We start from the raw sequence: 10595 nt of genomic DNA on the forward strand, positions 1-10595 counted from the left end.
CAGTGTCATTGTGTCATTGTGTCATTGTGTCACGACATCACTGCGAGCTTCTTGGCCCATGTGGGTGTACGCTCGTTCTTGCTCTGACGCCGCTAAATCCTCCTAAGCGCTTGCTGGCCACGTGATAATGGGGCAAGTTCCCCCTTGTTTTTGGATTGTGCTTTAGAGCCTCTGAGGCGTTCTGGGCGAACAAGCGCTGTGCTTCCTCTTCTGCCTTGCTCGCAAGCTCGGGGGCGAGTGGGGGCTGCTCGATGCCTTCTCGTCCCGCCACATAGAGTGGTCCACCCACATCATCATCGTACCCATCGTCATTCTCATGGATGGCCCTCAAGTCGTCCTGAGTGAAGTCGTCGCCAAGCAACTGAGCTAGGCGCAGCCATACCCAAGATTGGTAGAGGTTGTCCCGGTCGTACTCTTCAATGAGGGCAAACATGGCCTGTGTATCGCCTCTGTGCGCTGCTTGCGTCAACCAGTGGTGGGCAGCTTGTTGGTTATCGTGTTCCATCGCGAGCCATGCGATGGCTGCCGGGTCGCTGACCGTGGCGGGGTCAATGTCAAAGATGCCGCTCTCCAACCTTGCTTCAGCCAGTGCATAGCGTGCCTCGACGATGCCACCTTGGGCGGCTTTGAGGGTGTGATGAAGCCAGCGTTGTTGCTGTTGCAGTACCTGGAGGGCGGGCGGAGTTTGATGGTCGGTATCAAGTTGCCCTATCAGTTCTTGTACTGCATCGACTGGCGCCGTGCTCGATGGTGGGGCTTGGTCGTGAGCGCAGTCATTCTCTGCTGCATCATCGGTCCCATTCTCTTCCCATTGGTCATCGTCATCCCAATCTCCCCCGTCTAACAGGCCAAGTGCTTCTACCTAGATGCTCGCCACGCGAGCGCGTTGCAGGTGCTGGCCAAGCAGCAACGACAGGGTTTGCGATTGAGGTAACGCGAGTTCTCGTCCCCGTTGCTCGAGCAAGGTCAGGTTGGGCTGACAGGGCCAGGGGGTCTGGTGCAACAGAATGGCTTCGGCCTGGAGGGAGGCATAACTGCGATAGCCAAAGGCAGCCGCAATAAGCTCATACAGATGGGTAGTCTTAAGAGTATCCACCGATGCGGTGATGAGCTGCTGGCGAGTGTCGTGAACGAACTGTTTGATGGTCATGATCCAATCTCCGAGTCCACGCTTCGGGTCAGGCGCACACGTGAGGTACCCTGATTTTCACAGACAGTTCCGATTGTTACGATGAAACAATCGGGGGTATTCAATGAAATCAAGAGAACACTATTCACCAGAGTTTCGCGCAGAGGCGGTTCGGCTGGTGTTGGAGCAAGGGCTCAGCCAGGCGGAAGCAGCCAGAAGACTCGGCATTGCCAAAGGCACATTGGCCAACTGGGTTGTTGCCGCCAAAGGGGGACAGGAAAAACCGGCCCCAGGAGGGCGTTCTGTCGCCGAGCTTGAAGCCGAAGTGGCCCGGCTACGCAAAGCGCTCGCACAAGCCAACATGGAGCGTGACATCATAAAAAAGGCCGCCGCGTACTTTGCTCAGGAGTCACTGCCAAGTACTCGTGGATAGCCAACCAGCAGGACTTCTATCCCGTTTCCGTTATCTGTCGTGTGTTGGAGGTCTCTCGCGCGGGCTTCTATCACTGGCGTCAACGCCCACTGTCGCCGCGCCAACAAGAGGATGAGCGGCTCAAAGTTGCCATTCGGGTGGCTCATTGCAAGACGCGCCAGACCTATGGCGCAGTACGATTGCAGGCCGAGCTGTCCGCTGAGGGACTTCACGCCGAGCGGGACCGGATTGGGCGACTGCGCCGCGAAATGGGGCTGTCTTGCAAACAGAAGCGTAAATTCAAGGCGACGACCCATTCCTCCCATTCCCTGCCGGTGGCGGAAAATATCCTTGGCCAGGTTTTTTCGCCCACCAAGCCCAACGAAGTCTGGACCGGTGATATCACCTATATCGCCACCGACGAGGGCTGGCTCTATCTGGCAGGCCTCAAGGATGTGTTTACCTGTGAAATAGTGGGCTATGCGATGGGAAAGAGAATGACCACCGGGTGGGTCAGCCAGGCCCTGTTTCGCGCCGTGCAGCAGAAGAGGCCGCCAGCCGGGCTCATCCATCACACAGACCGGGGTAGTCAGTACTGTGCCAAGGCTTACCGGGCTCTCCAGGTACAATTTGGCATGCAGACCTCTATGTCACGCAAGGGGAACGGCTTTGACAATGCCCCGATAGAAAGTTTTTGGGGTTCTCTTAAAAATGAATTGGTTCACCACCATCGATTCAAGATGAGAGCGGAGGCCAAGGCGGCAATTCAGGAAGACATCGAGATTTTTTATAACCGCCAACGTCGGCACTCACGACTTGGCAATGTCAGCCCGGCAGAATTCACCAAGAGCAGATGCTGGCAGTGCTGGCTGCAGAGGCTACCAGATGAGGGGGAATCCACTAGTGTGGTTGGACAGCTAAAACGTGCTATCCACGATTGGATGGTCCGGTTTATGTGAGCGATATGGAACTCACGGTCTGTGGTGCTGGAACACCCTTCAGAAAAGTCGCAAAATCGAAACCTTGTTGTTGATGGTTGTGTTATCTGTGGCGATCATGCGCCGCTAAGTGTTACTGAAAAACAGACCCTGAGTGGACTCGTTTTGGGCTGTCTGGTGGCCTGGGTTGAGAGTTTAAAAAATAATTGGAGAGCTGTATGTCGGTTGTAGAAGCATCATCCACAGGTGGAGTGATAGAGGGGGTGGATCCTTTTGTATTAACCTCCCTTGAGGCGATGCGAAAGAAGTTATTGGATCTAACCTCTCGCAATCGCCTGCTCAACTTTCCCCTCACCAATAAAGGGTCCGCACTGCGCATTGTCGATGAGTTGCCGGATCAGCTCTATGAAACACTCTGCGCGGAAGTCGCAATGGAGTTTGCGCCAGTCCCTGAACCAACCCGCCAGCAACTGCTGGAGCATGGTTATCTGAAAGTTGGTGAGGATGGTAAGGATGTCCAGCTAAGGGCCCTTCCGACGGCCAAGGATTGGGCACAGGTTTTGGGGATCAGCACCGAATTAGATTTACCTACTGGACAGCGGGATCCTGCCTCAGAAGTAAACCGGCCACTGCTGGAGCAGGCCCATGAGTTTATCTATCAATATGGCCAGGCCCAGGATGGGAAGCTGACCGGGATACGGGCTCAGTACACCAGGCAAGGGTTTAGCCTGCCAGAATTGACCGCTGCCTGCAGCCTTGCTGGTTATGAAGGGCTCGAGGATTTTGAGCGTCAGGCCAAGGCGGGAAAGACGCTCACTATATCGTCATCGCACCCCGGTCATGACGATAAACGGATACAGGTTCTGCTCTTCCCTGGAGAGCTTGAAGCTCGTCTGCGGGCCATCCACAACAAGGCTCAAACTGCCATAGAAGAGAGTGGTGCCAATATACTGTATCTGGCTCTGGGATTCCTTGAATGGTACGAGAGCGATACTTCGGATAAAGCACGCCTTGCCCCCTTATTCACTATTCCTGTGCGATGTGAACGTGGCAAGCTGGATCCAAAGGATGGTCTCTACAAATATCAGATCCATTACACGGGTGAAGATATTTTGCCCAATCTTTCCTTGAAGGAGAAATTGCAGGCTGACTTTGGGTTGGCCCTTCCTCTATTTGACGAAGAGCAAACTCCTGAGTCCTATCTCGCTGCGGCGTCAAACGTCGTTGGCAAGCATAAACCCAGGTGGTCAGTGAAACGCTATGGGGCGCTGAGCTTGCTCAATTTTGGCAAGATGATGATGTATCTGGATCTCGATCCCGCTCGTTGGCCTCAGGACAAACGCAACATCTTGGCTCATGAAGTGATCCGTCGCTTTTTCACCAGCCAGGGGGGAAGTGAAAACAATGCCGGCACAACGGGTGGATTAAGCCAGCTTGAGTATTGCATTGATAGCTACCCTGAGATTCATGACAAGATCCCGCTGATCGATGATGCGGATAGTTCGCAACACAGTGCGTTGATAGATGCCATCCATGGGAAAAACTTGGTCATTGAAGGTCCCCCCGGCAGCGGGAAATCACAGACGATTACCAACTTGATTGCAGCTGCCCTGCTCAATGGCAAGAAGGTGCTATTCGTGGCAGAGAAAATGGCGGCCCTGGAGGTTGTCAAACGCCGTCTGGATCGTGCTGGCCTAGGTGATTTCTGTTTGGAGTTGCACAGCCATAAGACTCATAAGCGTAAGGTGCTGGAGGATATCGAAGCCCGTATGATGCGTCAGGCAACGATGCCGACGACTGAAGAGATTGACGCCCAGATTACGCGTTATGAAGAGCTCAAGAGGCTGCTCAATGAATATGCGGTGTTGATTAATACCCAATGGGAGCAGACAGGAAAGACTATCCATCAGATATTGAGTGGCGCGACGCGCTATCGTCACAAATTGGATATCGATGCCACAGCACTACATATTGAGAACCTTTCTGGTAAAAAATTGGACAAGGTCACTCAGTTACGACTGACCGACCAAGTGGTGGAGTTTAGCCGCATCTATAAGGAGGTGCGTGAGCAGGTGGGGGCTGATGCAGAAATATATGATCACCCTTGGAGTGGCGTAAATAACACTCAAATCCAGCTGTTTGACAGTGCACGTATAGTGGAGTTGTTACAAGCCTGGCAGGCGTCTATTCTCCATTTCCAACATCATTATCAAGGTTTTTTAGACAAATGGATTTTGGAGGACAAGGGCCTAGATACGCTCTCCCATATTGAGCAACTGGTACAAGACCAAGAGCATCTACCTGACTTGAGCGGGGTTGAATTATTCGCCGCGCTTCCCGGCTTGGATAACTCGGACGCGATAGGAGGCGTTCGTCACTGTGTGGCCCTATTTGACGCCATTCAGGGCTGCTATAGTACTTTGAGTCAAGCCATTGAGCCCGAGAAGATCCGTCTGCTAGAGCAAGGTGAACCATGCGACTTTCCTCGTGAGGAGTTGGCAAAATATGGTGTTGCAGCAGATTTCACCCTCCATGACTTGATCAAGTGGCTTGAGTCCATCCAATCCATCCATGCCGAGTTGTCATTCATCTATGATCAGCTAACCGACTTCAAGAGTGCTTTACCTGACTGCCTCTCTGCGCATATCGATGATACCCAGCCTGGCTTAGTATTCTGTGCTGAGTTGTTGTCTATCGTGGGGGCTTTGCCTACGGAGCTCATCAGGGTACGTGACCCCCTGTTTGATGATGATGGTATCGATGCTGTATTGCTTGAGCTAGTCCAGCAGATTGAAGAGTTACGTCCTCTTAGGGATAACTTGTCCGAGTGGTATCAGTTGGACAGACTACCGTCCCACGAAAAACTTGCTCATGCTGTGGCTGTTATTCAGCAGGGTGGCTTCTTCTCATGGTTCAGGAATGATTGGCGTAATGCTAAAGCCTTGCTCACAGGGTTGTCTCGGCAGCCAGGAACCAAGTTTGCCGAGTTGAAACGTAGGTCAACCAATCTGGTGAAGTACGCTGAGTTGCTTCAGCGATTTGAGCAAAGAGCCTTCGGTAATCAACTCGGCAACGCATTCCATGGTCTGGACACGGATTGTGCACAGTTGCTGCAATTGCGTGATTGGTACAAGCAGGTCCGAGCTTGTTACGGTATTGGTTTTGGAAAGCGGGTTGCGATAGGCACTGATGTACTCGTTCTGGATGGAGAAATTATTAAAGGTGTCCATCAGGTCGAGAAGTCACAAATCAGCAAGAAAATTATGGTCTTGGTGAAACAGGTAGAGAATGAGGCCAAGTCGCTGCCGAACATTGCCCATCAACTGAAAGGTCATCCTGTCTGGTTAGGTGAAAAAGGAATATTGAGACAAACTTGCCAACAAGTGCAAGCAACGCTGAGTGTGTTGCAGGGATGGTTTGTCAACACGGAGGTGTCATTGGGCCAAATGACACATTTCTCCGATCTCTTACAAAAAATGTCGGCTTTGCAGATTGACCTTGAAAATAAGACACCGGAGCTGGGTGTTTTCGCGCAATTAGTCCCATTAACTGTTGGGGTGGATAAAGAAAATCGACAGGCGTTGGCTATTATCGGCAGCACGCTGAATCTGGCTGAACAACTGCTTGAAAACATAAAGTGTGCCTCATTGGCCACCAGGATTAGACATCTGGATAATGCGGACGAGTATGCGCGACTTCGTCGTGATGTTGCTGAAGTTGGCTTGCAATGGCATGGCCAGGCGCAACATTCTGCTCGATTTGCACAAGAAACAATGTTGGACAACGGCCAGTGGCTCAAGTCAACAGACAATTCATTGGGTGCATTATTAGAGCGGAATGAAAAGGCAATTCAACAGCCTCGCTGGTTGAATGGGTGGGTCAATTTTATCCGTTGCTACGAACAGATGCAGGAACACGGATTGCAACGGATTTGGTCTGCCGTACTTTCCGGAACACTCCCTGTTGAAAAGGTTGAACTGGGTTTGGCTTTGGCACTCTATGACCAGTTGGCCCGAGAGGTTATTCAGGCTCACCCTGAATTGATGAGGATCTCCGGTACCCAACGCAATGCCTTGCAAGCATCGTTCAAGGAGTACGATAAAAAACTTATTACGCTGCAGCGTCAACGCATTGCGGCGCAGATTGCTCGTCGCCATGTCCCTGAGGGCAATGCGGGAGGTAAGAAGAGTGAATATACCGAACTGGCACTGATCAAAAATGAGCTGGGCAAAAAAGCCAGGCATATACCCATCCGGCAGTTGGTCAACCGAGCGTGTAACGCTTTGGTTGCTATAAAGCCCTGCTTCATGATGGGGCCTATGTCTGCAGCTCATTATCTTGAGCCTGGACGCATGGAGTTTGACTTGGTGGTGATGGATGAAGCATCTCAGGTGAAGCCAGAGGATGCTTTGGGGGTTATCGCCAGGGGCAAACAATTGGTGGTGGTGGGGGATCCCAAACAGTTGCCACCAACCAGTTTCTTTGATCGGAGTGTGGATGGTGAGGATGACGATGATGCCGCCGCGCTCAGTGACACAGACAGTATTCTGGATGCCGCATTGCCTCTGTTCCCCATGCGGCGTTTGCGTTGGCACTATCGCTCTCGGCACGAGAAGCTGATCGCCTACTCCAACCGCCATTTTTATAACAGCGATCTGGTGATATTCCCCTCTCCTTATGCTGAGTCTCCAGAGTATGGGATCAAGTTTACCTATGTCTCGAAAGGACGCTTTTCCAACCAACATAACATCGAAGAAGCGCACGCTGTGGCTGAGGCTGTGCTTCATCACGCGCAGCACAGACCGGGTGAATCACTCGGTGTTGTAGCGATGAGTTCAAAACAGCGCGACCAGATTGAACGTGCTATCGATGAACTGCGTCGCAATAGGCCGGAAGTCGATAGGGCCATCGATGGTTTGTATGCCATGGAAGAGCCGCTTTTCATTAAAAACCTTGAGAACGTGCAGGGTGACGAGCGTGATGTAATCATCATTTCCTTTACCTATGGACCTGCTGAATATGGTGGGAAGGTTTATCAACGCTTTGGGCCAATAAATTCCGATGTAGGTTGGCGCCGTCTGAACGTACTCTTCACTCGTTCGAAGAAACGGATGCATGTCTTCAGCTCAATGCGCTCAGAGGATGTGCTGACGAGTGAGACTAGTAAACTCGGGGTCGTTTCTTTGAGAGGCTTCCTCCAGTTTGCTGAAAAAGGAATGCTGGACTCACAGATCACCCATACAGGGAAGGCACCAGATAGTGACTTCGAAGTTGCCGTAATGGAGGCGCTTAGGAGAGCTGGGTTCGAGTGTGAACCTCAGGTCGGGGTGGCCGGATTCTTTATTGATTTGGCAGTGAAAGACCCTGGCTGCCCAGGTAGATACTTGATGGGCATCGAGTGTGATGGTGCCTCCTATCATTCGGCCAAATCGGCTCGAGACAGAGATCGACTGCGTCAAGAAGTACTTGAGCGTTTGGGTTGGAAGATTAGCCGTATCTGGTCCACAGACTGGTTCAGTAATCCCGACGAGGTGCTCTCCCCGATTATCCGGAAACTCCATCAGCTCAAGACGTTGGAACCTGAGGTAATAGTGTCTTCATATGAGTACCAGGAAGGGGGCAAGCCTTCTGCAGAAACAAAAAAGGCTCACCAAGAGACATCTCCTATACCAGAGCTGGGACTCAAGGAGCAGCTTCGGTATTTTGCCAAGCATGTCATCGAGGTTGCGCTACCGGATGTTGATGATGATCGTCGTTTGTTGCGACCAGCCATGCTTGAAGCCTTGCTTGAGCATCAGCCTCTATCACGTTCCGAGTTTGTTGAGCGGATACCACACTACCTACGACAAGCAACAGATGTACATGAGGCTCAACGTTTCCTTGATCAGGTATTGGCATTAATTGATGGTGCTGATGTTGAAGCTGATGACGCAACGTTTGAGCCTGAATCGGCATAACCTGAGGTAATTAGAACAGTGACAGCTGTCGGTCAACGTGAACGCGCCACCGAACAGCAGGTAGTCCGGTTTTTTATTGAGGCGCTGGGTTATCGCTGTCTGGGCGATTGGCATATTCGTTGCGACAATCGTAGTGTTTAGCCCAGCCTTGCTGATGAGTAGGTTGGCTGGGCGTGGGGTGGATGAGGTGCTTATTCCCCGAGTCCTGCGTCAACTCTATGATGCCAATAAAGAGGTCTACCGCCTGTTGCGCTACGGTGTGAAGGAGAAGAGCGGGGCGGGTGAGCAGAATCAGACTGTCTGGTTGGTGGATTGGGCCAATCCTGAAGCTAACGATTTTGCCATCGCCGAGGAGGTGACAGTCGCAGGGGAGAATACCAAGCGACCGGATCTGGTGCTCTACGTCAACGGTATTGCGCTAGGGGTGATCGAGCTCAAGCGATCCACCGTCTCTATCGGTGAAGGGATCCGGCAAAACCTCGACAACTAGCAACAGGCTTTCATTCGCAACTTTTTCACCACCCAACAGTTGCTCATGGCAGGCAACGACAGCCAGGGCCTGCGATACGGCACCATCGAAACCCCTGAGAAATATTATCTGGAGTGGAAAGAGGCCGGCTCTTCACCGGATGGAAATCCGTTGGATCGCCACCTCGCCCAGCTCTGCGAGAAGGGGCGCTTTCTTGAGTTAGGTCACAACTTTATCGTGTTCGATAGCGGGGTGAAGAAGACCTGTCGCCATAACCAGTGATTTGAGCCAAGTCACGCCGGAAGCACTATCGGCCTTCGAACGACGGCTGAACTTGCGGCCGCGAAAGTGCCTTGGCTTTAAGTTGCCTCAAGTGATCTTTGACCAGTTGTGTAAGGCTGCTTGATTTTTGAACGGGCGTTGCACTTCAATGTTGAATTCACCGTCGCGAAGCCTGATTAGGGCCTCGATTGTTTGCAGCACCGGAATTGAAAAAATGCTGGGAATGTAAGCGGTCATTGGTGACCGATTCTGTATTCGCGGCGGCGGGAGGGGATACCGCCCCCCTACCTTGACTCGACCACCTCCCCCCCTCTGGCCCATCCAGCCCCTCTTATCCTTGATGAAACCGCAAGCTGACTCACCCTCGACTCACCCATCGTGGGTGAGTGGTAATATAAAGATGGACGGTTTATCTATAACCAATTGATTTTAATGGGCTGTCCCGTTCCTATGATAGGAACCGAACCATCTGCCTTGATGATGATGTCACCATGATTTTTAGGCGTCGCAGTGAGGGTTACCCAATGAACTGAGGCTGGCGAGATCTCGTGATACTGCGATACCAGGGGTAAGCCCGGTCGAAAGGGAATTAATATCGATTCTATTTTGATGCTTTTGTCCCCCTAAAGGGGGACTTAAATCTTGGGGCGGCAATCTTGCCAAAACCAAAGGACAGCATCATGAAGATCAATCATGAACTAATCGAGAAGGTATTTGGGAAGTCAGGGCGTTCACTCGAGCACATGCTGATGTGTGGTGACTTGACCGAGGAAGAGCTGCTGGAGTTCAGCCTTTTCGTTGCATCAGTTACCGTGCCCACGGGGGGAATCTTGGGTAAGTCCTTGATGGATAGCATCAAGCATGGGTTAAACCAGAAAGTGATTAGTGGTCTTAACCCGGCTCTTCAAGGACTGCACATTGCCCAAACCCAGCATGAGATGAAGGTCAGCGAGAGCGCCAAACGTAAAGCTCGTAAGGTCGCGTTGAATGGCGACGAAGTGCTTGAGCTGGCTTACTTGATGGCGGTTGCTGATGAGTACTTTTTCCAACAGCTTCGGACCCGTGTTGAGAATGACTGGCAGGCTAAGGTGTGGTCACAGGAGGAGTTGATCGCCCAGCTGACGCATAAGCGAGCGCATCTATTTGATGAGCAGGAAGATGACGAGCAATCTCGCCTCCATTAAGCGCAATCGGGGCCGCATTCTGCGGCCCCACATCCAAGGTTAATCACCGGTTGACTGACAGTCTTGTTCAAGTAGCTTGTCACGGGCCATGATGATGCGCTCGATTGGCAACTGGTACATACGTGCCTGCTCGACGCGTGGTAAATCCCTACCAGTTCCGTGGGAGAGGATGCCATGTTTGCGAAGGACTCGATGAACGAAGTCGGCGGTGAACCCAGAGAAGG

8 protein-coding genes and 1 pseudogene are annotated in these 10595 nt (G+C 52.0%); 6 read left to right on the forward strand and 3 right to left on the reverse strand.

The window, feature by feature from the left end:
• Window positions 1-37 precede the first annotated feature (37 nt).
• The gene (locus BN1121_RS02450; protein WP_043157309.1) at window positions 38-574 is read right to left on the reverse strand and encodes a hypothetical protein; all 537 of its coding nucleotides are present in this window, start codon (window positions 572-574) and stop codon (window positions 38-40) included.
• A 288-nt stretch (window positions 575-862) separates the two neighbouring features.
• A complete protein-coding gene (locus tag BN1121_RS02460) occupies window positions 863-1150 on the reverse strand; it encodes a hypothetical protein (RefSeq protein ID WP_043157310.1) in 288 nt (95 codons plus the stop codon).
• Window positions 1151-1253: 103 nt separating this feature from the next.
• On the opposite strand from BN1121_RS02460, the gene BN1121_RS19140 reads away from it, so the two are divergent.
• The 6 genes and pseudogenes from BN1121_RS19140 (at window position 1254) to BN1121_RS02485 (ending at window position 10371) form a co-directional block, all read left to right on the forward strand.
• Window positions 1254-2500 (forward strand): IS3 family transposase gene (locus tag BN1121_RS19140; protein ID WP_407921481.1). Its coding sequence is split into 2 segments (ribosomal slippage): window positions 1254-1506 and window positions 1506-2500, totalling 1248 coding nucleotides; the frame shifts between segments, so codons are not numbered across the junction.
• A gap of 197 nt (window positions 2501-2697) precedes the next feature.
• A complete protein-coding gene (gene hhe, locus BN1121_RS02475; protein ID WP_005350629.1) occupies window positions 2698-8436 on the forward strand; it encodes a DUF4011 domain-containing anti-phage protein Hhe in 5739 nt (1912 codons plus the stop codon).
• A gap of 154 nt (window positions 8437-8590) precedes the next feature.
• Window positions 8591-8926, forward strand: coding sequence for a type I restriction endonuclease (locus BN1121_RS20120; RefSeq protein WP_231552986.1), 336 nt, complete (start codon window positions 8591-8593; stop codon window positions 8924-8926).
• Window positions 8927-8971: 45 nt separating this feature from the next.
• Window positions 8972-9187 (forward strand): hypothetical protein, encoded by a 216-nt coding sequence (locus tag BN1121_RS20125; RefSeq protein WP_005350639.1) that lies wholly within the window; start codon window positions 8972-8974, stop codon window positions 9185-9187.
• Window positions 9177-9311 (forward strand): annotated as a pseudogene (locus BN1121_RS19660) (IS30 family transposase); the annotation flags it as partial. The gene BN1121_RS20125 and the pseudogene BN1121_RS19660, both read left to right, overlap by 11 nt.
• A gap of 556 nt (window positions 9312-9867) precedes the next feature.
• Window positions 9868-10371, forward strand: a complete 504-nt coding sequence (locus BN1121_RS02485; RefSeq protein ID WP_005350642.1) for a hypothetical protein — start codon at window positions 9868-9870, stop codon at window positions 10369-10371.
• A 39-nt stretch (window positions 10372-10410) separates the two neighbouring features.
• On the opposite strand, the gene BN1121_RS20130 is transcribed toward BN1121_RS02485, so the two are convergent.
• Window positions 10411-10595: hypothetical protein (locus BN1121_RS20130; protein ID WP_231552987.1), on the reverse strand; the 185-nt coding region annotated here is incomplete at its 5' end.

The organism is Aeromonas diversa CDC 2478-85, assembly GCF_000819805.1.
GTDB lineage: Bacteria > Pseudomonadota > Gammaproteobacteria > Enterobacterales > Aeromonadaceae > Aeromonas > Aeromonas diversa.

What these genes read in the sequence shown, in the direction of transcription:
- BN1121_RS02485 (WP_005350642.1), top strand. Translation starts at nt 9,868, where the DNA reads ATGAAGATCAATCATGAACTAATCGAGAAGGTATTTGGGAAGTCAGGG.
- BN1121_RS20125 (WP_005350639.1), top strand. Translation starts at nt 8,972, where the DNA reads ATGGCAGGCAACGACAGCCAGGGCCTGCGATACGGCACCATCGAAACC.
- BN1121_RS02460 (WP_043157310.1), bottom strand. Translation starts at nt 1,150, where the DNA reads ATGACCATCAAACAGTTCGTTCACGACACTCGCCAGCAGCTCATCACC.
- hhe (WP_005350629.1), top strand. Translation starts at nt 2,698, where the DNA reads ATGTCGGTTGTAGAAGCATCATCCACAGGTGGAGTGATAGAGGGGGTG.
- BN1121_RS20120 (WP_231552986.1), top strand. Translation starts at nt 8,591, where the DNA reads ATGAGTAGGTTGGCTGGGCGTGGGGTGGATGAGGTGCTTATTCCCCGA.